Source organism: Mesorhizobium sp. URHB0026 (genome assembly GCF_054059755.1).
In genome coordinates this window covers 4,663,224-4,681,207 of record NZ_JBSSCN010000001.1, presented here as the reverse complement: position 1 = coordinate 4,681,207, position 17,984 = coordinate 4,663,224, and the positions used below count along the sequence as shown (strand labels likewise).

Below are 17,984 nucleotides of genomic sequence, written 5' to 3'. Positions count from 1 at the left end.
CGCCCGGTGCGGAAAACGTGGTTTGGGCGCTTTTCTTATCCAGGCAGGGCTGCTCAGCCTAGCGCTCAAGCGCCCAGCCTGGTGCGCAGGGCGGCTTTCTTGCGATGTGTCCTTATATTAGCAAGCAACGATATATTAAGGACTGTGACGCACCCTTCCACATAATGAAGACGGGAAAGCATCTCCCTCATCGACGTTACAACGCGCGCGCACCTGGAGCGCCGCTCGACCAATGCGGAGCGGAGCAAACGCATGAGTGTCGTCAGAGCAACTCTCGAACGATTGCTGCAGTTGATTCATCGCCGAGCCCTTAAAATAGCGGCGTTGCCGGAGGATGAAAGGGATTCACACTACGACCTCCTCCGCCTGTCATGTTGCGCAGCCGCCGAGCACATCGGGCAAAGTCCTGACGAGGCAGCCATCACGGCAAACAATATGGTTCAGTTTGTTCGCGCACTGGTTGGAATCATTGAGGTTGTAGGCGAAGGATCGGACCAAGAGCGAAGCTCCGATCGGCCGCCGGCGCCGACGCGACATTTTGGTAGCCGGGAGAATAGCACCACGCGCATCTAGGGATTGCGATGCAAGTCGGCCGCCAGGGACCATGGCCGGTGTTCTTCACATGCGTTCCTAACTATGTTGGGTATGGATATGCGCGGCGGAACGTCTGAGCCGGTGCCGCTGCCTCACGGTGGTGGGCTTTGCGTGTGGCGCAAGGAACGAGTCGGCCAGCGGTAGCGTTATTGTCCATCAAACCGATGGAGGTAACCGTGAGGAAGCTGATATTCGCATCCGTTCTTGCGCTTGCCACTACTGCCGCTGTCTCCTCGCCGACCCAGGCGCAATTTCTCTTCTCACCTTTTGGCGGCCCCTTTGGCGGCTATTATGGCGGTGGGCTCGGAGGATTCCCGTTCCCCCACCGTTACGTCGGGCCTTACTATGGCGACCCGTATTACGAGGGACCATACCGGCCCTACTACAGATACCACCACAGGTATTATCCCAGATATTTCTACCACCACAGGCACCACCATAGGCACCACCACAGGCACTATTACCGCCACAGGTATTGAGATTGGCCCGGCGGCTTTGGCTTCCGGGCCTAAATTCCGTCTATACGTCATCCCAAGGGCCGACTGTCTCTGACGACATCGCCTTTACTAGGCATTTGGGGACCCAATTCACGAAGCGGGTCAAGTTAACCGCGTAGCCGCACCGCCTGGACGTGCTCTCTTCACCTACATAAATTGCAAAAACTCGCGGCACTTGATCCATAGTGGAAAGTGGGGCGCCCGAGCAGCAGGCCCCAGCAATTTCGCTGACCTTATAAAAAGAAGTGCCGACGCAGCTCCTGAAACTCGGGTTGGGTGAATAGGGCAATTTCCGCCTTATATATCCGCGAAAGTAAACCGCGGACCGATTGAAGTCAGGCCCATCCTTCGCAATCTCGCACAATAACGCTAGCAAGGTTCTGGTTCGATTGTGCAAGACGTGTGCTGCCGTAAGCGCGTATCCGCGCATTCCGATCAAAAAGCACGTACCGATCAGACGGGAACGATCTCGAACAGCTTTTCCTTGCCCATCGTGACCCACATCGCAGACGGGAAGTGCGAAATCTCAAGCGTTGTTACTCACTTCAATGGGCATCAGGGACCGATTGCTCCTCGCTTGCGATTTGGCTTCGAAGCAGCTTTTTCAAGGGGGGAATTGGCCAGAAATTGGACGGAAACCAAGCTCACTCGAGCTAAGCCGTTAAAAAATCTGGTACGCCCAAGGGGCGTAGCGGTATCTTCTGAAATCAACCGCTTAGCTCGTCCAACCTCTCCAAATCCCGGCATTGAATCCCTTTCGGAATTATCCCCGGTGTCCACCCCGGAGTTGCCCGTCGGCGGCAGCACTGGCCTGTGCCACGAAAGCACGTCGGCGATCGACGAGGCCGCGCGTTTCCTTGCCATCACCGAACCCAACGCGAGACCTCGGCCATTGGTGCCAGGCCTACGCGCGATGTTCGGCCTCAGCGCCGTCGAGACTTGCCAGGCCATTCGCCTATCGCATGAGATCCGGGCGCGCGCCTCATGAGCAGAAAACGTGCTTGGCTCACGTCTTGGGTGCCGCATCGACTTGAGCTTTTGATCAGCCCCTCCTGGCACCTGGCGCCGGTCCCGCTTAGGCGGATGCTTGAGCGTTTAGAGATCGAGCACATGCGCCACGGTGGCATGAACAACGGCGAGCTATTCGTCTCGTTCGGCCAGTTCGAAGCTGCCAACATCTCCCGCCGCAAGATAACTGCCACCCAGGCGCTTGGGGCAGTTCTAGGCCTGATGGAAACGATCCGGCCTCAGGAGCCGTCGGGAGACCTCCGAGGGCCGAACGCCTACAGGCTGACATATGTACCCGCGAAGGGCGCCTCGGTGCCAACGGACGAATGGAAAAAGATCGACGAGGACCGCGCAACGAAACTGATCGACGCTTTCCACAACACCGAGCGAGCCGAGGTGCAATCGAGGAAATCCAGACAAAAGAGGGCGGCATGAAAAACAGCTTCCCAGTGCCCATTCCTGCAAAAACCAGTGCCCATTCCTGCAGACAAAAGGGCGTTGCCAGTGCCCATTCCTGCAGTGTCACTAGTGCCCATATGGGCATGATCTCTTATATCTCGGGAGGGTTCGGCCGATGACAGCCCAGGTGATCCCATTCCCGGCAGCCTTCCGCAAGGGCCGCATTCGGCACGTTGCAGCCATCCTTCGGCGCAAGCACGGGCTTGATGCAGACCGCTACTGGCGACAGCAAGTCATGGTCATGCGTCGCCAGATGATGCAGGCCGGCATCGACGTCGACGTGATCGATCGTGAACTGCGCGTCTTCGCCGATGCTGTGTTCTGCTGCGTGCCCATGGGCGGCCACCACGGAGGCAGCGCCGCATGACCGCCTATCGCTCCGCCGCAACATGGATCGACCAGGCGTTGGGCCACCTCGCCGAAGCCGTCGAACGCATGCCGGACGCCACGTTCTTGGCCGAGCATCAGGCCGCACACGACGCGCCGCGCTCGCCGTCTGTCGACATGGTGGCCACGGTGCTCGAGCGGGAATGGTGGCGGCGCTACCCAGAAGGCCGCGACTGATGACCGGCGTCCTACATATTGCTGCAGGGCGGCACCGGCGGTCTCGGCTTGTGCGGTGTCGTCCGGCGCGTCGGCCAGTTGGGTGCGACGGAGCGTCCCATAGAGTTGGCGATTGGCTTAATTGGAATGGTTGGCGTGGCAGCCCGCCGCTTCAGCAAAGCCGCCGACATCTTGGCCACAAGGTCTCTAACTTCCATAGGCGTCTCCCCCCGAGAAACGCCCGCCCGCAGATTATCCATAGCACGGCCTCGAGCCCGCCGGCATTAAAGTTTGACATAGCGCCGCGCCGAGCGGGTCTAAGCGATGCTCAACGAACGGCGTTGGAACCGCCATGCCCCGCCGTTCGCGGTGCGACGAAATTTCGGATGGGGGGATGTCGCCGGAAAACAGCCCTAACCCCATGTGGCCGACGCGACAATCGGCCGAAACGGCGTGACGGGAAGTTGACTTGGTGCTCACAAACCGAGCGTCTGGCCCGTTTCCAACTGAAGGAAACCCGCCGAAGGATTTCTGTAAACCGCGTCCTGGAACGCGTCGACGGCAGAGCCATGGGTGACATCGACCAGCACGGCCGCCGCGGCTTCAACCTTGTCGGCCGCTTCGTCGACCTTGTCAAAGCGCATCATCATTCGATCATGAAGCATCGACAATCGCGCGGCATGATAAAGGCCGCTGCGCTTGCGACCATTAGAGTCCAAAGGTTGAAACAGCATCATCATGGCGAAACCTTTCGCTCCGATGATGCCCGGCTCCCGGTGCAGAAGCCGGGCAGTCAGAGATCAATAGTCGGTATCGCTATCGTTGTTGTCGTCTTGCTGGATGACGACGTGACGGTGACGATGCATTGGACGGTCGACCGATCCGGTGACCACAACGTCGCTGGACCGGTGGTGACGGCGCCCCTGATCGTAGAAGGTCACCTGACCATGATGGCGGTGATGGAGACGCTGCCCGTCCCGGTTGATGATCACGGCGTTGTCGTCGTTCCAGTGATGGCGGTGATGTCGGTGGGTCTGGATGACGACGTTCTGTGCGGACGCGATCGCAGGTGCTGCCAGGGAAAGCGCCAAGGCGCTAAGAACGATTGCGGTTTTCATTTCGAATTCTCCAAGAAACTGAGACGCCCTTCGCTGAGTAAACCTTGCTCAACGACTTTCGTTCCCGCTGCAGTCGTGGCGGGTGGCCCCCCGCATGCCTCGGCATCGAGAGGCGGCTGATGATCGCCTCCGGCATCCTGGTCGCATTGGCCTTCGCCACCATTTTGGCCGTGATTTTCGGAATCGCCTGATGGCTCGCGGGCGCCCACCGATCGGAACGCCGGAAGAGCGCATCGAGCGTCGTCGTCGGCTTGGCCGAGAGAGGCAAAATCGCCTCAAGGCACGCCAAGATGCCACCAGCTACTTGGCGGATCTCCTGATCAACCATGTCACGGTTAGCTTGATGCTCGAAACCGGCGCCGTGGATGAAGTTGGCAGCCGCAACCGCAAGCGGCTGGGCGACGCGATCCTGCGCATCCTGAATAACGCGTTAGTCACAGCCGTTGCTTCTGGGCGTAAATTATCAGTCGAACAGGAGGAGCGTCATGCTCGCGCGGACACCAAAGACGACTGAGATCGACTTCGCCAACATTCTAACGATCCCGCCGAAGCCGGCCGCGATCGCTGAAGCCGATGCAGCTTGGCGAAATGCGGTCTCAGATCGAGAGGCTGGCCAAGCGCGGCACATAGAGGCGACACGCCAGTTGCAGGCACAGATTCCAGGCCAGCCGCCGACGATCACGATGCGTGAAGTCGAGGAACTTGGACTTGCGCTCGTGCCCTTACTCAACGCCGAGAAGATCGCGACTGGGGATCGAGCCAGACTGCGGGCTCGGTACGAAGAAGACACCAACGCGACACTATCAGCGGCTCTGGAGAAATACGCGATCGCGATCGCCGAAAAGATATCCGAGTTGGAAACTCTGCTCGGTTACGGAAGCGCCTTGCACGCGGCTTCAGTAGCTGCCGGCGTAAAACTTCCAACCCGACTGCCTGGCGACTGTGGCGCTATCATCAAAGCCGGCGTTGAGCAGGCACGCTACTACCTCAGGGGAGCATCGCGACCCGTGCCGATAGTCGGCTGGCCACAATCGAAGCCACAGGACGGGAGAATCTGATGAGCAAAGCCATCCACGCCTTCGACGGCGCCATGACCTCGATCAACGCGCCAGACACGACGCGCTATGTCCCGAAGGAAGAGATGGTCCGGATGGAAGCCCGCTCGCTCATAACCCGACATCAGCACGGCGAACGGCTTACGCCGGACCAGGCAACCAGAGTCAATCGAGAGCAAGCCCTCCAGTCGCTCGAGGATCTGCTCAAAAGGATCGACGAAGAGGCGAGCAATCCGATCGTCGCCCTCAAGACGGCGGTCGGTTTCCTGCTTGGCGAGATGGCATCGCGAGGCGCCGGCCAGTATCTCAAGCGCTACGAGCTCGAGGAGCGGGTCGGGGCCGTTGAGCTTCGCGCTCTATCCACTGCGAAGATCATGTCAGCGGACCGTCCGCGCGTTCGGATGCCCGCTGGCAGGCGCCAGTTGAAGCCTTGATCATGGTTGTGTCCGAAGCCACCAAAACAGCGATGCTCCTGGCCCTCCTGCAGGTAGAGGACGCGATCAGCCGCAAGCTCGCGGACAACGAGATGGACATCATCATCATCGAGATCAATCGCTGGCTGAAAGCTCGCGCAGCCGAGACGACGGTGCATTGATGACTGACAGGGGGGGCGGGTCTCGAATGTTTGGCCGGCCTACCCCCGACACACCGCTCCGGGGTCATGCGCAGAATTTTTTTCTGCCGTTCGATTTTTTTTGCCGATCGAAACGGGTTTTGAGGGCCGCTGAATGACCAAAGCGCCCGCAAAGCCGCAGAAAACCGCGATTTCCGACGCGCCAGCATGGATGAATTCCGCGCAGAAACGGACGTTTTCGGCGATTCTAGTGCTGGAAAACGGATGGAAAGGGTACGCCACGGGCGTCGATAAAGCACGAATTGCTGATTACCTCGACCTCCGCACCAGGATCGATGGCCTCCGCAAGATGATGCGGGCGGCAATGCGTGAGAAGGACGTCAGCCTCGCCATTTCTCTGAACGGCCAGATCAACGCCACCGTCGACAAAGCCCAACGGCTCGAGCACGCCCTTCAACTTCACGATCGGCAAAAATCCACCTTGGAAAGGCAGAGACGATGACATCGGCCCGCCAACTGCTCGCCGCCGCGCACGCTCGGATGACGCCCGACGAGATCGCCGCGCACGCGTTCATGACAAACGAGAAGGAAAACACGGTGCCACAGCCCTCCGAATTGCCTCCGATGGTCGAAGGCAAAATCCTCGCCGAACTCTTCAAGGTACGCGAGCGCTGCCTTGAACTTGGTTTTACGGATGAAGCGATTGCGACTTCAATGCGGGCCGCGCCGACCTGGTTTCCGGCTCTGAGCGAGCGGGAGGCGAGCCGATGACGACTTCAAACCGGCTCGGCATCACCGAGCTCGCCGAGACGCAGAACAACCGTTCCGTCACCATCAACGAGGCGATTGCCAAACTGGAGGCGGGGGCCATGTTCTTCCCGGCCGTGCAGGTTTTGCTCAACGCGCCTCCCGGCTCGCCTGCGGAGGGCGAGCTCTATGTCGTCGGCACGGCCGGTTCCGGGGCGTGGAGCGGCCACAATGAGAATGTGGCGATCTATTACAACGCCGCATGGCTGTTCTTCACGCCGATTGAAGGCATGTTCGCCTGGGATCAGACCTCGAATTCCTTGAAATACTATGACGGCGCAGATTGGGTGTCGTTCACCTTCGGCGGTGGCATCACCTTCGCGTCGGCCGCCGAAATCCGCACGGGCACCGAGGCCGCAAAGGCGACCGCTCCGGACCAAATCTTTGCAGCGGCCGATCCGGTTACGCTTACCGATGCCTCGACCATCGCCGTCGACATGGGGACCTTCCTCAACGCCAAGGTGACGCTCGGCGGCAATCGCACCCTTGGCGCACCGTCCAATCCCAAGAACGGCCAGAGCGGGTGCATCGAGATCATTCAGGACGGCACCGGCACCCGCACGCTCGCCTACCACGCCGACTGGCTGTTTGCCGGCGGCAGCGATCCGGTCCTTTCGATGGTGGCCGGCACCAAGGACTTGCTGTTCTACCAGGTGCTTTCGACTGGCAAGACCTATGCCAACCTCGTGAAGGCCGTCGCATGATCCCCGGCATTGGCGCGACCATCGGCGGGTTCGAAGCGGCCGCTGGCGGCCTCCCCTTCTCGGCCGTCAAGCTTCTGCTCGGTTTCGAGGGCGCGAACAACGCCACCACGACTACCGACGAGAGCAATTCCGCCAATGCCATGACGATGAACGGCGGTGGATCGAACGCCAAGATCAGCACGGCTCAATTCAAATTCGGCAGTTCTTCGGCGCTGTTCGACGGTTCGGGGGATGAGGTTTCTTGCCAGCAACCGGGAGCTGGGGCTAACGACTTCGACTTCGTAGCTGGACCGTTCTGCGTCGAGGCTTGGGTCAGGTTCGCGACGGTCGGTGCAACCTCGGGGGCGATTTGCGGCCAGTGGGGTGTCCTTCCATCGTGGTTTTTCTACCTCGCGAGTGGCAATCTCATCTTTCGCATGAACGATACAACGGCGGCTTTGCGCGACACGCAAGTTGCCTGGGCCCCGACGCAGAACGTCTGGTATCACCTCGCGGCCGACCGCGACGCCAGCAATAAATTTCGCATCTACATTGACGGCACCATGGTTGCCAGCCAGACCTATGCCCAGACGATGCAGAACCACTCTGGCACAGGCTCTCGCATGGGTATCGGGCTGGTCCCGGATTTTCCCGGCTTCGCCGATCTCAACGGCAACATCGATGAACTGCGCGTGATCAAGGGCTACACGCCCTATGGCTCGGATGCCGGGTTTGCTGTGCCGACGGCAGCATTTTCGAGGTCTTCGGTATGAAGGTGCGTGGTGGTGATCTCCCGGTCTCGTCGAGATCCACGCCGACCTGGGCCCAGGCCGTGAAACCGGGCTGCACGACGCAAACAAACCATGGCGACGGCGCTTCTGCACGGCCGTATTACCATCAGGCTTCAGCGCCTGGGGCTGAGGACCGCTCGGCTCCAAAAACATGGGGCCTGCGCGGGATTTCGAAGACCAGCGTCACCGCAATCGCGACCACGGCTACCATGGCGGCACCAACAGCAGGATGAAAGCCGGTCCAAAACGAGACCAGTATAACCGGAGTGTGCGTGGCATAAAGCGGGTAGGACAGTGCGCCGGCCCAGACAGCCCATTGGGTGCGCGGCAAGCCGAGAGACGCCCGAACGATGAAGGGGCAGGCGACCAACGCCGCGATTTCGAATACTGCATTGGTCGACGCGACACTGAGCAGGACCGCCAAGGCAACGACCGCTGCAACAGGATGGTGTCCGAGCGGCGCATCGCCATAGCGGCGGAACATCCAGATGCCGACGAGGTAGCAGGTCAGTTCGCGCGGGATCAGCCACACGATCGCCTTGATATCGGCACCCCAACTCATATGGCCTTCAGCGGCGCCGGCGGCGACAACGCCGAACAGACCTGCCAGCACGAGAAGCCGCGCATTGGACAGCCTCGCGAAGATGGCGCCGTGAAGCGCGTTGGCAACGATCTCCACAAACAGCGACCACGCCGGGACGTTCAAGGCGAATGCATGTGGACCGCCGCCCGGCAGAAACAACAGGATGAGCAGATAGGCCACCGCCATCGGGATTGACGGGCCAAGCATGGCGGCCGTCACAGCCAGGCCGATCGTCGAGCCGATGGCGAGCGGAAGGAACAGTCGGCGATATCGTAGACCGATGAAGCCAAGCGTCGTCAGCCCGTCTCGCAAGCGATCCTCGTAGGTCCTGGTCATGACGAAACCGGACACGATGAAGAACAGGTCGACAGCCACCGAAAAGCCGATGGGAACGGGCGGGAGCTTGTACGTGTACGCCAAATGGAAGGTAGCCACGGCTAAAGCCGCGACGCCGCGCAAAGCATCCAGTCCGTAAAGTCTGCCCCGCCCCATTCGGCGATATTGCCCCGTGTTCGAGGTGTGTGTTTCTACTGGCCGCAGTTCTGGATGGCCGTGGAGAACATCCTCAGTGCTTGCTGATAGTTCTGGAGGGCTGTCTTTGCCGCCATCCTTGCGTCTTCGACGTCGGCGGCCGTGGCCTTCGCGTGATCCGGCATAACCGGCATCGCCGCGCGAAATGCTTCACCCTTCATCTGGTCGATGACGCCAGCCATGTTTTGCGCGGCGTTGCTGGCAGCATCGCCAAGAGCATCACAGGCCGATGGCGACATGGCGGCTGACGCTGGCGTTGCGATCAGGATACTGGCGAAGGCTATGGCTCTCATCATCGATAGAGTTGTACCTCGTCACGAAGGAAACGATCAAGCGTGCCCTGGCCCCCTCGTCCGGTGACGTCGACCAACTCGACCCGGATGGTCTGATCCGGGCCGCTTTCGACTGTCTCGGTGATGAAGAAGCTGCCGAAGGCTTCGACTGGCAGAGGCGGCGATGAGTTGCCGCCAGCCATCAATCCTGCTGCGGCCAATGCCTGGCAGTTCAATATGGCGCCGTAGAGGATGCGCCGGTCCGGGTTTGAAACCTTGTTCGACGAGCAGGCTGGCGCGCCGACCTCGCCACCGTTCGAAGGATGGTTGACGATGCCCTGCGCGATCTCATAGCGATAGGTACTATACCGGGTCGGCTGGTTTGTGTTGCTGGCTGGGTTGATGCCATCCGCCCCAATGGGCTTAGGAACAGACACCGGGTTCGTGGTGGTAGCGAAGTTGGTGCTCCAATATTGATCGAAATTCCAATTGCCGTTCCCAATGCGGTTGGTGTTGGTGCACCCGCCGGTCGAGCAGTCATCGTGCGGGAAGGCGTCGAATTGGGTCGGGTCGACCGGGCTAGCGATATCAGCATTGCATGCGCTGCCACTGCCCTTTCCGGAAGCCTGGTAACCCTTGCGCACATTTTCGCCCGGCGCATAGTTGGGATCGTTCTTGTTGCCGTTCATCGGTCCATTGTAGACGTCGAACCGGACGTTCAGGGCATCCCGAACAGTCGCGAGAAAGCCAGGGCGTAGGGAAACGCCGCGTGAATTATAGCATGCCTGCGATTTCGTCTTGGCGATCATATCCCTGATCGCGTTTGCACCGCCGGAACTGTCTGGTGGTTGGAGAAATCCGTAGTTGCCCGGCGAATTCTGTGCCGTGTTGCCGCCCTGCTGACGCAGTTCAATCATGCGGCGGCGCTTTGCCGGGTCGGCCGCGACATCGTAGATGCTGTCCGTCGTAGTCTCGTATGGGTTGCAGATGTAGACCGGCGTGAAATCGCAGACCCCGCGATTGAAGCCAGCGACAGAGTCTGCTGCGATGTTGAAAGAATTGTCGCTGTCATTGTTTGTGATGAACGAGACCGGAAACAGCGACGAGAAGCCGACCGGCGTTACCGTGACCTCGATGTATCTGGCTGCAATGGCGCCAGCCACTTCATCGGTGATGACGTTCGCGGCTGCGATCGGCAAATCGTCCGAGGCGGGCAGGGAGCGCAGATAGCGCCTTGTCACACCGGCGGCTCTAAGCGTCTGAGGAACGCCGGTAGCACCGGAGAAGACATAGTCGTTCGACACCAGGGTCGCCAGCGCGCGATCGGCGCGCGTTATGGAATCGGCGCGGCCGTCAAGCTCGGCCCCGGCGGCGAGGGCCATGGCATCGGAGCCCTTTTGAATATCGTTGTGGAGGTTGTTGGCCCGGCTCATGTCGACCGCCAAGACCGAAAAGCCGATGAGCACCGGCAATAAGATCGAGAGCAGGATCAACGCGATGCCGCGCTGGTCATCCCAGAATTTACGCAAGACACGAAACATCGCAGCCCCTCCCTCTAGGCCAGCCGCTTATAGTTCCTCGTGCCGCAAAGCATAGGCGGGGCGGTGAGCGGCGGCAAGTGGTGCATTAGCAATTGGTAAATTGACGAATCTGGAGGCGTCAACCCGCCGAATAGCTCCCACCTCCCAAGGCCAGTCCCCGTGTCCATATTGGCCGCGCCTACCACCAAAGCGCGAAGCGGGCTTTTGCGGGGAACACAGCGGGCGTTTTGTGGTTGGGTGCGATGGAGCAGCTTTTCAGGGAGATGACGCAGGTGTTCGCCGATCCGGGCATCTGGGTCGCGTTGGGGGCTGTGTTCATTTCTTACGGGATGGGTGTCGCGCTGCTCCTGTGGGCAGCCCGTTGACCCCTAGCACCGGCGCGCGTCGAACTTCATTCCCAAGCTGAAATGCGCCAAGTGTGGCGGGAAGAAAGTCGGGCTGATCTATACGCTGACACCAGCCCGAACGCCTATTGCAAGGCAAAGGGCAGCACCGGCGATCGCCATTCCAATGCCAACGCCAAGACCGATAGCAACGCCCATAAGCAGCTTGCCGGCAAAGTCTAGGGCGATGAGGCGGACAGGGGCGCCAAACGTCTGTGCGGGGCGCTCTGAGGGCTCGTGAGATCGTCAGGTCGAACCGGCGAATCCGTGAATCCCACCGCTGGAACATTCTTCGCCGGGTGAAGTTTGGCACTTGCCTTGGTTTCCCCGTTGTTCCCTTCGCTCCAAGGCAAGGAAGCTGTCCCCTCCAGCTTCCAACCAGCCCGCCTCGGACGGGGGCAAAACTGTCTGGGGCGGGCTTCGTTCCAGCCTTGCCTATAAGCCGCGACTTATGCAATATCCGCCACGTTCACAGCGAGGCGCGGCATGCTTGCGAGAACTCCCTTCACCGAAGTCGAGATCGACGGCGTTGGCACCTATCGCCTGCCCAACCAATGGCAGGGGCATCGCCTCAAGCGCCTCCGCGGCGATCAGCGGCACACGGCCGTTCTGGCGATCGGTTGCGGTATGACTGTCCGCCAGTTCAATCAGCTGCCCGCGGACAAGCAAGCCGAGGTGCATCGCGCCTATTTGACATTGATGTCGCCGAGCAATGTCGTGGTGCCCGCGGATCCGGGGCCGGCCGATACTCGAGTGATCCCGCGCGGGCATCTGTCGATTGACCAGAAGCTCGCTATCGGTCGCTGGCTGCTGCACATCAAGGCAGAGTTGCCGCACGGTCACTTCGGGCCATGGCTCGACAAGCAGGAAGGCCTTTCCCGGCACATGGCTTCGCAATGCATGGCGCTGGCTACAAGGCAAGCTGCAGAGCGCGCCTGCTAGGGCCAACCGGGACGAGGCACGGAATTTGCGACTGCACCATCGTATCGGGAAAGAGCAATCGAATGATGCGTCAAGATGGAACAACAGTACGAAAAGCAGCAACACGCCGCGTGCCAGAATGGCGCCTCAAAAGGAGAACGTTTGAGGTTCCGTACCTCATGAAGCTCGGCAACTTGGGCCGCCAGGAAGCGCTGGATCTGATCGCCAGGCATAGTGGAGACAGAGACGAAATCACGGCAGAGCTGTTTTTGCAGAGAGGTCGATCACGCGGGCGCCAGGACGCGCGGGGCCCTTCGGCGGCGTAGGGATTGCGGCCAGCGGGAACGCGCGCTGGCGGGCTTCCCTGTAAAGTGTTCCTGCCGTTTGTTCCTACTCAACTCTGGGCGTCACCAGCCGCACAACATCAAGCGCGACCGTCACCACCGGGCCACCCAGGCTGACAGTAACGGCGTCCTTCTCGACCCTTGTGACGCTGCCGATCAATTCCATAGTCTGGCCTTTGAACACCTTCGTGGTGCTATCCCGAACGGAATGCGGGAAGCCATAGGTCGGGATCGACACGCTGATCCTGTCGTCAGTGACGCGTCGAATAATGGTGGCGTCGATCGCCACCTCATCGCCGATCTTGAGACCACCAGCCATGCACTGGAGTCTGGCGCGGCCGTCTCACGGGTCAAGTAGCGGAACCTAATATGCGCTTTGAACTTATCGGCTGATGAGCACACGCGGCATCAACTTCTCCACTTATCGCTTCATGACAGTTCTGGCGGCTCTGCACCAGCTACGATCTAAGCGGGCCAGTTCGGCTGGAAATCCACACAAGCTGCCGAGGGCTTATCTAGTGGGGACCCGCTCGTCGTCGTCATCGTCTTCCAGCCTTTTCGGCTCCTCGATCGGCAGATTGAGCTGCTTCATGGCCGGGATATGATCGAGCACTTTCACCACCGTATATTCTGTCTTCAATCCCGAGGCGGTTTGCGTCTGAGTGACCTTGACTTCACATACCAGGACATCGCCCTTTGAAAACGCGATCTCATTGTTGTCGACACGCCGCTTGAAGTCGTCGTCGGCGATGGTCGCGCTGATCTGGCTATTGCCGTCATGAAGCCGCCATTTGTTGTCGTCCTTGAACGCAAGGGACACGATAGAGAAGGCCGCTTTTCGGGTGTCGTCCAAAACGACGGTTCCCTCGGGCTCCGGCGCCACAAACCATGTCGCTTCACCAGACGAGATCTCGGCCTCGACCTTTTTGGCTTCAAGCACCTTGAACCTCTGGATACCTTCTTTCTTCAGTGGATCACTGACGACACCCTCGAGTGCTTTCCTGACAGCGATGTCCTGGTAGAGACGAAGCAACTGCATCGGGATATCTATGGATTCCCCATCGATCGTCAGGCGGACGGTGTCGGGGCTTAGCCGCTCAATCCGGTCAGGCTTGCGGCCGCGCAGTTTCTTGATGACCAGGATCAGGCTGCCGCCGGCAGTGCCTCCAAGAAAAATCAGACTGGTGAGGTTGAGTGCCGCAGCGACATCATTACCGACCAGCAAGGATCTCGCCTGCTCGTAGAAAGATTGGATGACGTCGAGCACGATCTCGAAGGATCCCGGCGCCGTTGCGACGACGTTCACCGATATCTTCGGGGCGTCCGGACCATTCAGCGTTCGATTGGCGGCTTCAAACAGCGTGCCTACAGCAAGCAGAGCGGGCGCGAGGTCGCGGACGTCCATCGTGCCCTCGCGAAGTGCCGTGCCGTCATAGGCGATCGTAAACCGCGACTTGCTCATCTCGTCCAACTTCGGCCCCCCGTGACATACTTTGCCAAGGCAGGCCTATCACATATAGGGCTTGCGCGTCGCTTGCGCCTCAATCGGCGCGTGCGGCTGGGCAATCAGGACTTGAAGCGGTCGAGCAGCGCGCGAGCGGCTGGCGAACCGCATTGGTTGGTATCAGCGCAACCCTGTTCGAACGCGCGGATGCCTGACGCCAGGGTGATCGAGGGTCGCCTCGTCTGTGATGTCTCCGACGTCGAGCAAGCCTTCCGGGCGCTACCGCATCGGTCGGAACGCGCGAAGCCAGACAACCCCTTGGGATTGACTGCTTCACGATCGATCAGATCGCAACGCCACTTTCGCGGCACATCTGGACCAGGATCTGCCCATCCCCGCCGGACGCCGAGTCGACCACGACCCCGCCTCGCAGCTTGGCGATGTAGGGACTGGCACCGACATAGCCGCCGTAGCTATTCTTGGCGTTCACCGTCCCGCATGCGGTGATCTCGCCGTCTGCCCGTTGGGCAGCGAAGGTCGGGCCGGTGAAGATCGCGCTTGCCGGGTCCTTCATAGCAGCGCGGACACCGTCTTGAACGCTGGCTACCTGTTGAGCCGTGAGTTGCATAGGTGTGCCCGGCGGGGCCGGGGGTGGCGTCGGAAAGCCTTGCGGCTGCGGGTACGACTGAGGAGCGGCAGGTGCCTGGACAGATTGCTGTTGCGGAGCTGACTGGCAACCGGCAAGTATTGCTAGACCGAGAATGGTCGTAAACGCCGTTTTACTCATCCCCCAGCCCCTCCCACAAGGCAGAGTGAGAGCATCTGCTAATATTCAATATTTGGCAAGAGAAGGGCGTACCCAGCAAGCGACGATTAGGTCTTCCGCAGCCTCACACCGGCGCCGCCACCATTCTCAGGGATGAACTCGACGCCGGCGGATTCGAGGGCCGCGCGGATCGCTTCAACCGTGCGGGGCATCAATTCTTCGCCTCGTTCCAGGCGCGAAATCGTATCGACCGAGACAGACGCTTCCCGCGCCAGATCCCGAACCCCCCAGCCAATCGCGGACCGGGCCATCTTGCATTGCACAGCTAGCATCGTGACAGTGTACCGATTTCTTGTTGATGTCCTGACAGTGTAGTGTTATCGGTACGTTGCACTGAAAACAGTTCCAATACAAGGACCCAACCACCATGAACACACCAGTTCCGGCGGCCGGCGAAGCTATGCCCGCTGCCAAGCAAACATTCATCGGGAGATTTTCCCGCCGCGCCCTGCTTGGCGCCATCGCCTCTGTTCCCGCCGCCATAGGAGCCGTTGCAGCGGCCGGAACGCTGCCGGCCACCTTGGCGCCCACGACACCGGCCGCGCATCCCGACGCCGCCTTGTTCTTGCTCGATCGAGAAATGGAGGCCGCCGCTGCCGCGATGCAGCAGGCTTCGAAAGCCGCCGGCAAGATCAACAGAAAGTGCAAGAAGCTTTATCCACCAAGGCCTCCTGAGTGGAACCGACCGAGCACGCCGGACGACATACTCGATATCCTGGCCGACATGTCCTTCAACGACAGGCAGGCAGGTAATCGGCCCGAGGTTCGCGCATGGTACAAGGCATGTGATGAGCAGCACGCCACGAGCCAGGCCTTGCATGAAGCGTATTGGGCCAGAGTTCAGGAGATAAAGCGCGAGCACCGGTTGGACGCTGCGGAAGATGCCTTCGAAGCGTGCGCAGACGTGGTGTGGAGGGTCGGCGATCGGATTTTCGCAACCCCGGCGCGCACCGTTGAAGGGATGATGGTCAAGATCCGGGCGGCCGAAAGGATGGATCGGCATCTTTTCATCGAGGGCAACGAAGCTTGTAGCTCGCTCGCCGCCGATATCAGGCGGCTTGCTGCGGGGGGAGCGGCCTGATGGGCAAGACCGCAAAGCCCGATGCCAACCTGCTGCGCCATGCGGCCGCATTCAAAGCCGCGGACGATCGCCGGCGACATGCTACCGCAAGAACAGCGGAAATCGAGGAGGCGCTCGACCGTCTCGGAGCCCGCGTTCGTAAGGCCGAAAAGAAGGAGGCAAAGAAGGCCGCGGCGGTGGCCCGTGCCTTCGATCGTGTCATGAAGACCCGGGCGAAAAGCCTGGAGGGTCTGCTCGCGAAGGTGAAGGTGAGGCGGCGTTGGAACACGGATGACGAGGCCAGCGAGGTCCAGATCCTCAAAAGCCTCGTCGCCGATATTAAGGCGATGGCGGGAGGCGTGTCATGAGTGCTCATACGCCCATTCTACAGCCCCTGGGATGCCCTGAGGGCATGAACCCGCGCCGTTGGCGCCAGTCGGTCGAGAAGCGGCTGAACGACCTGCTGGACCGCGCCATGAGCCTCATAACGGCATTGGACCTCATGGAAGCCGACGTTGACCTCGAGGACGGCGCTGACGACGAGCCGTCGCTGGGCTCGAACGCGCTCGGCTCGTATCAGGCCGGCACCACCGACGACCGCGAAGGGGACTTCGCCGACTTCGAGGACAGCGGCGACGAGCATGACGCTTCAGCGAGCACTAATTGGGCCAAGGGCGGCCACTGGTGCGAGGACGTCGAGGAGGAGAACGAGTACGGCGGCGACATACTGGACGAGCCCCACGACGACCAGGGCGACGCTGAGCCTTTCCTCGGATGGGGCAACGCCACAGGGCAGACTGGCGTAGGGGTTGAAGGCTGGAATGACATCGACACCTGCGGCGACTACGGCGGCTTAGGCTTTACAGGTGAAGGCCATGAACAAGGCCGGGAGATGGTTCGCAAGCTCAACCGTCCCGAGCCATCGCTGAAGGTGATCGCGATCGTCGGGCCGTTCCCCAGCTTCGGCCGCTGACAGAAGCTGCAAGTTTGCAGGATTGATTGGCCCGCTGCCTCACGGTGGCGGGCTTTTCATTTGCCCAGTCCCTTGGCCCGCTTGACCAGCGCAGCGCCGGCCTTCTGAAGTTCGCCTATCTGTTTCGGCATGGCTTCCATGCCACGCTTGCGGACACGGAAGGCCGCTGCACGCTGCCGGTTGAATTCCACCCGGCGAAGCTCGTTGGCGCGCTTGCTGGCCCTGTCTGTGCCCTGGTGCTTGTCTATGATGGTTCGGACCGTGCGCAGGCCGAGCGCCGTGGCCTTGGAAATGGCTCGTAGGCTCTCGCCGGCCTTGTGGCGCTTCAGGACGTCCGCGCGCTGTGCCTCGCTGGCGGCAAGCGGCCGGCCGATGTCCCGGGCCAAGATCGCCGCGTTGTATTCGGGAACGAATTTGTTCCATTTTCGTATCAGCGCCAGATGCTCCTCGTGTAGCTGAAGGTGCTTCTCCCAAACGTCGGATTGAGATCGGTCGATTTTCCAGACGCCGTCTTCACCCAAGGATAGGTCGAAGGCAGTCACCCAGGTTTCAATCGAGGACGATACATCGTCGACGTGCTCGCGCATCCGATCGACCAGATCCCGCGCTTCGGCCAGGTCGGTCGTCATCTGCTTGATCTTATCGTCGCGGCCTGCCAGGTCCGCTTCAAGTTCGGCAATTCGCTCTGTTGTGCCCATGTGTCCATATATTGGCACTTTCGACACAGGCCGCAAGGCTTGCCACACAAGGCGTTGACGGCTTTCCGACGATTTCGCGTCACGCCGGCAAACTTCCACCAAGTGGAAATTTGGCCTAAAACAGCTCTTTGGCGGCCGTAACGGGGGAGAAATCGGGAATTGCTTCCCCTTTTGCCAGAACCTAAAACCCTTGCAAAACAAGGCTTTGCGCTGGATCGCCTTACTATAGTACGGCCTCACGGTCGCGCGCCTTCATCATGGGCCTTGATTAATCGTGTG

At 60.3% G+C, this 17,984-nt stretch carries 26 protein-coding genes; 16 read left to right on the top strand and 10 right to left on the bottom strand.

Translation table 11 applies throughout. The annotated features are described in order from the left end of the window. The first annotated feature begins 2,075 nt into the window (after positions 1-2,075). The 3 genes from ACVWWD_RS23070 (at position 2,076) to ACVWWD_RS23060 (ending at position 3,122) form a co-directional block, all read left to right on the top strand. Complete coding sequence (locus tag ACVWWD_RS23070; RefSeq protein WP_457103430.1) at positions 2,076-2,534, top strand: hypothetical protein; 459 nt, start codon at positions 2,076-2,078, stop codon at positions 2,532-2,534. A gap of 139 nt (positions 2,535-2,673) precedes the next feature. Beyond that, positions 2,674-2,925 (top strand): DUF6074 family protein, encoded by a 252-nt coding sequence (locus ACVWWD_RS23065; protein ID WP_457103429.1) that lies wholly within the window; start codon positions 2,674-2,676, stop codon positions 2,923-2,925. Then, positions 2,922-3,122: a hypothetical protein gene (locus ACVWWD_RS23060; protein ID WP_457103428.1), complete on the top strand. Its 201-nt coding sequence runs from the start codon at positions 2,922-2,924 to the stop codon at positions 3,120-3,122. The genes ACVWWD_RS23065 and ACVWWD_RS23060 overlap by 4 nt, the downstream gene beginning before the upstream one ends. 455 nt (positions 3,123-3,577) lie before the next feature. Here the strand turns inward: ACVWWD_RS23060 and ACVWWD_RS23055 are convergent, their stop codons facing one another. Beyond that, complete coding sequence (locus ACVWWD_RS23055) at positions 3,578-3,841, bottom strand: hypothetical protein (RefSeq protein ID WP_457103427.1); 264 nt, start codon at positions 3,839-3,841, stop codon at positions 3,578-3,580. A gap of 60 nt (positions 3,842-3,901) precedes the next feature. Next, complete coding sequence (locus ACVWWD_RS23050; RefSeq protein WP_457103426.1) at positions 3,902-4,219, bottom strand: hypothetical protein; 318 nt, start codon at positions 4,217-4,219, stop codon at positions 3,902-3,904. A 190-nt stretch (positions 4,220-4,409) separates the two neighbouring features. Here ACVWWD_RS23050 and ACVWWD_RS23045 point away from each other — a divergent pair, with 190 nt between their 5' ends. The 8 genes from ACVWWD_RS23045 (at position 4,410) to ACVWWD_RS23010 (ending at position 8,111) form a co-directional block, all read left to right on the top strand. Further along, positions 4,410-4,733, top strand: coding sequence for a hypothetical protein (locus tag ACVWWD_RS23045; RefSeq protein ID WP_457103425.1), 324 nt, complete (start codon positions 4,410-4,412; stop codon positions 4,731-4,733). Further along, complete coding sequence (locus ACVWWD_RS23040; protein ID WP_457103424.1) at positions 4,705-5,277, top strand: hypothetical protein; 573 nt, start codon at positions 4,705-4,707, stop codon at positions 5,275-5,277. Before ACVWWD_RS23045 ends, ACVWWD_RS23040 begins: the two co-directional genes overlap by 29 nt. Next, positions 5,277-5,708 carry a hypothetical protein gene (locus tag ACVWWD_RS23035; protein WP_457103423.1) on the top strand — a complete coding sequence of 144 codons (432 nt, stop codon included), beginning with the start codon at positions 5,277-5,279 and terminating at the stop codon, positions 5,706-5,708. Before ACVWWD_RS23040 ends, ACVWWD_RS23035 begins: the two co-directional genes overlap by 1 nt. A gap of 2 nt (positions 5,709-5,710) precedes the next feature. Beyond that, positions 5,711-5,869: a hypothetical protein gene (locus tag ACVWWD_RS23030; RefSeq protein WP_457103422.1), complete on the top strand. Its 159-nt coding sequence runs from the start codon at positions 5,711-5,713 to the stop codon at positions 5,867-5,869. Between the two features lie 133 nt (positions 5,870-6,002). Continuing rightward, positions 6,003-6,350, top strand: coding sequence for a hypothetical protein (locus ACVWWD_RS23025; RefSeq protein WP_457103421.1), 348 nt, complete (start codon positions 6,003-6,005; stop codon positions 6,348-6,350). Then, on the top strand, positions 6,347-6,619 hold the full coding sequence (locus ACVWWD_RS23020; RefSeq protein WP_457103420.1) for a hypothetical protein: 273 nt from the start codon (positions 6,347-6,349) through the stop codon (positions 6,617-6,619). The genes ACVWWD_RS23025 and ACVWWD_RS23020 overlap by 4 nt, the downstream gene beginning before the upstream one ends. Then, positions 6,616-7,359 (top strand): DUF2793 domain-containing protein, encoded by a 744-nt coding sequence (locus ACVWWD_RS23015; RefSeq protein WP_457103419.1) that lies wholly within the window; start codon positions 6,616-6,618, stop codon positions 7,357-7,359. Before ACVWWD_RS23020 ends, ACVWWD_RS23015 begins: the two co-directional genes overlap by 4 nt. Next, positions 7,356-8,111 (top strand): LamG domain-containing protein, encoded by a 756-nt coding sequence (locus ACVWWD_RS23010; RefSeq protein ID WP_457103418.1) that lies wholly within the window; start codon positions 7,356-7,358, stop codon positions 8,109-8,111. The genes ACVWWD_RS23015 and ACVWWD_RS23010 overlap by 4 nt, the downstream gene beginning before the upstream one ends. Before the next feature lie 124 nt (positions 8,112-8,235). On the opposite strand, the gene ACVWWD_RS23005 is transcribed toward ACVWWD_RS23010, so the two are convergent. From ACVWWD_RS23005 to ACVWWD_RS22995, 3 genes are read right to left on the bottom strand one after another with little or no spacing between them, the layout of a single operon-like run. After that, positions 8,236-9,204, bottom strand: a complete 969-nt coding sequence (locus ACVWWD_RS23005) for an acyltransferase family protein (protein WP_457103417.1) — start codon at positions 9,202-9,204, stop codon at positions 8,236-8,238. Between the two features lie 35 nt (positions 9,205-9,239). After that, the gene (locus tag ACVWWD_RS23000) at positions 9,240-9,482 is read right to left on the bottom strand and encodes a hypothetical protein (RefSeq protein WP_457103416.1); all 243 of its coding nucleotides are present in this window, start codon (positions 9,480-9,482) and stop codon (positions 9,240-9,242) included. Between the two features lie 53 nt (positions 9,483-9,535). Continuing rightward, complete coding sequence (locus ACVWWD_RS22995) at positions 9,536-11,056, bottom strand: TadE/TadG family type IV pilus assembly protein (protein ID WP_457103415.1); 1,521 nt, start codon at positions 11,054-11,056, stop codon at positions 9,536-9,538. Positions 11,057-11,298: 242 nt separating this feature from the next. Between ACVWWD_RS22995 and ACVWWD_RS22990 the strand changes: the two genes are divergently transcribed. Next, positions 11,299-11,421, top strand: coding sequence for a hypothetical protein (locus ACVWWD_RS22990; RefSeq protein ID WP_457103414.1), 123 nt, complete (start codon positions 11,299-11,301; stop codon positions 11,419-11,421). A gap of 504 nt (positions 11,422-11,925) precedes the next feature. Next, positions 11,926-12,381, top strand: a complete 456-nt coding sequence (locus ACVWWD_RS22985; RefSeq protein ID WP_457103413.1) for a hypothetical protein — start codon at positions 11,926-11,928, stop codon at positions 12,379-12,381. Positions 12,382-12,750: 369 nt separating this feature from the next. Here the strand turns inward: ACVWWD_RS22985 and ACVWWD_RS22980 are convergent, their stop codons facing one another. The 4 genes from ACVWWD_RS22980 to ACVWWD_RS22965 all read right to left on the bottom strand — a co-directional run bounded on the left by ACVWWD_RS22980 (position 12,751) and on the right by ACVWWD_RS22965 (position 15,246). Continuing rightward, positions 12,751-13,023, bottom strand: coding sequence for a hypothetical protein (locus tag ACVWWD_RS22980; RefSeq protein ID WP_457103412.1), 273 nt, complete (start codon positions 13,021-13,023; stop codon positions 12,751-12,753). Between the two features lie 192 nt (positions 13,024-13,215). Continuing rightward, positions 13,216-14,109: a hypothetical protein gene (locus ACVWWD_RS22975; protein WP_457103411.1), complete on the bottom strand. Its 894-nt coding sequence runs from the start codon at positions 14,107-14,109 to the stop codon at positions 13,216-13,218. A 382-nt stretch (positions 14,110-14,491) separates the two neighbouring features. Further along, positions 14,492-14,722, bottom strand: a complete 231-nt coding sequence (locus tag ACVWWD_RS22970) for a hypothetical protein (protein ID WP_457103410.1) — start codon at positions 14,720-14,722, stop codon at positions 14,492-14,494. A 299-nt stretch (positions 14,723-15,021) separates the two neighbouring features. After that, positions 15,022-15,246 (bottom strand): helix-turn-helix domain-containing protein, encoded by a 225-nt coding sequence (locus ACVWWD_RS22965; RefSeq protein WP_457103409.1) that lies wholly within the window; start codon positions 15,244-15,246, stop codon positions 15,022-15,024. A gap of 128 nt (positions 15,247-15,374) precedes the next feature. Here ACVWWD_RS22965 and ACVWWD_RS22960 point away from each other — a divergent pair, with 128 nt between their 5' ends. Genes ACVWWD_RS22960 through ACVWWD_RS22950 form a run of 3 tightly spaced genes read left to right on the top strand, consistent with a single transcriptional unit; the run spans position 15,375 to position 17,007 of the window. After that, the gene (locus tag ACVWWD_RS22960) at positions 15,375-16,055 is read left to right on the top strand and encodes a hypothetical protein (protein WP_457103408.1); all 681 of its coding nucleotides are present in this window, start codon (positions 15,375-15,377) and stop codon (positions 16,053-16,055) included. After that, positions 16,055-16,402 carry a hypothetical protein gene (locus tag ACVWWD_RS22955; protein WP_457103407.1) on the top strand — a complete coding sequence of 116 codons (348 nt, stop codon included), beginning with the start codon at positions 16,055-16,057 and terminating at the stop codon, positions 16,400-16,402. Before ACVWWD_RS22960 ends, ACVWWD_RS22955 begins: the two co-directional genes overlap by 1 nt. Positions 16,403-16,446: 44 nt before the next feature. Beyond that, entirely contained in the window at positions 16,447-17,007 is a 561-nt protein-coding gene (locus ACVWWD_RS22950) for a hypothetical protein (RefSeq protein ID WP_457103406.1), read from the top strand. 56 nt (positions 17,008-17,063) lie between these two features. On the opposite strand, the gene ACVWWD_RS22945 is transcribed toward ACVWWD_RS22950, so the two are convergent. Beyond that, positions 17,064-17,945 (bottom strand): hypothetical protein, encoded by an 882-nt coding sequence (locus ACVWWD_RS22945; RefSeq protein ID WP_457103405.1) that lies wholly within the window; start codon positions 17,943-17,945, stop codon positions 17,064-17,066. Positions 17,946-17,984: the final 39 nt, after the last annotated feature.

Coding starts and splice junctions, on each gene's coding strand:
- ACVWWD_RS23010 (WP_457103418.1), top strand. CDS start 7,356: ATGATCCCCGGCATTGGCGCGACCATCGGCGGGTTCGAAGCGGCCGCT.
- ACVWWD_RS23045 (WP_457103425.1), top strand. CDS start 4,410: ATGGCTCGCGGGCGCCCACCGATCGGAACGCCGGAAGAGCGCATCGAG.
- ACVWWD_RS23000 (WP_457103416.1), bottom strand. CDS start 9,482: ATGTCGCCATCGGCCTGTGATGCTCTTGGCGATGCTGCCAGCAACGCC.
- ACVWWD_RS23040 (WP_457103424.1), top strand. CDS start 4,705: ATGCTCGCGCGGACACCAAAGACGACTGAGATCGACTTCGCCAACATT.
- ACVWWD_RS22990 (WP_457103414.1), top strand. CDS start 11,299: ATGGAGCAGCTTTTCAGGGAGATGACGCAGGTGTTCGCCGATCCGGGC.
- ACVWWD_RS23050 (WP_457103426.1), bottom strand. CDS start 4,219: ATGAAAACCGCAATCGTTCTTAGCGCCTTGGCGCTTTCCCTGGCAGCA.
- ACVWWD_RS23020 (WP_457103420.1), top strand. CDS start 6,347: ATGACATCGGCCCGCCAACTGCTCGCCGCCGCGCACGCTCGGATGACG.
- ACVWWD_RS23070 (WP_457103430.1), top strand. CDS start 2,076: ATGAGCAGAAAACGTGCTTGGCTCACGTCTTGGGTGCCGCATCGACTT.
- ACVWWD_RS23065 (WP_457103429.1), top strand. CDS start 2,674: ATGACAGCCCAGGTGATCCCATTCCCGGCAGCCTTCCGCAAGGGCCGC.
- ACVWWD_RS22970 (WP_457103410.1), bottom strand. CDS start 14,722: ATGAAGGACCCGGCAAGCGCGATCTTCACCGGCCCGACCTTCGCTGCC.
- ACVWWD_RS22965 (WP_457103409.1), bottom strand. CDS start 15,246: ATGCTAGCTGTGCAATGCAAGATGGCCCGGTCCGCGATTGGCTGGGGG.
- ACVWWD_RS22975 (WP_457103411.1), bottom strand. CDS start 14,109: ATGGACGTCCGCGACCTCGCGCCCGCTCTGCTTGCTGTAGGCACGCTG.
- ACVWWD_RS23035 (WP_457103423.1), top strand. CDS start 5,277: ATGAGCAAAGCCATCCACGCCTTCGACGGCGCCATGACCTCGATCAAC.
- ACVWWD_RS23015 (WP_457103419.1), top strand. CDS start 6,616: ATGACGACTTCAAACCGGCTCGGCATCACCGAGCTCGCCGAGACGCAG.
- ACVWWD_RS23025 (WP_457103421.1), top strand. CDS start 6,003: ATGACCAAAGCGCCCGCAAAGCCGCAGAAAACCGCGATTTCCGACGCG.
- ACVWWD_RS23005 (WP_457103417.1), bottom strand. CDS start 9,204: ATGGGGCGGGGCAGACTTTACGGACTGGATGCTTTGCGCGGCGTCGCG.
- ACVWWD_RS22980 (WP_457103412.1), bottom strand. CDS start 13,023: ATGGCTGGTGGTCTCAAGATCGGCGATGAGGTGGCGATCGACGCCACC.
- ACVWWD_RS22960 (WP_457103408.1), top strand. CDS start 15,375: ATGCCCGCTGCCAAGCAAACATTCATCGGGAGATTTTCCCGCCGCGCC.
- ACVWWD_RS23055 (WP_457103427.1), bottom strand. CDS start 3,841: ATGATGATGCTGTTTCAACCTTTGGACTCTAATGGTCGCAAGCGCAGC.
- ACVWWD_RS22995 (WP_457103415.1), bottom strand. CDS start 11,056: ATGTTTCGTGTCTTGCGTAAATTCTGGGATGACCAGCGCGGCATCGCG.
- ACVWWD_RS23060 (WP_457103428.1), top strand. CDS start 2,922: ATGACCGCCTATCGCTCCGCCGCAACATGGATCGACCAGGCGTTGGGC.
- ACVWWD_RS22955 (WP_457103407.1), top strand. CDS start 16,055: ATGGGCAAGACCGCAAAGCCCGATGCCAACCTGCTGCGCCATGCGGCC.
- ACVWWD_RS22950 (WP_457103406.1), top strand. CDS start 16,447: ATGAACCCGCGCCGTTGGCGCCAGTCGGTCGAGAAGCGGCTGAACGAC.
- ACVWWD_RS22985 (WP_457103413.1), top strand. CDS start 11,926: ATGCTTGCGAGAACTCCCTTCACCGAAGTCGAGATCGACGGCGTTGGC.
- ACVWWD_RS23030 (WP_457103422.1), top strand. CDS start 5,711: ATGGTTGTGTCCGAAGCCACCAAAACAGCGATGCTCCTGGCCCTCCTG.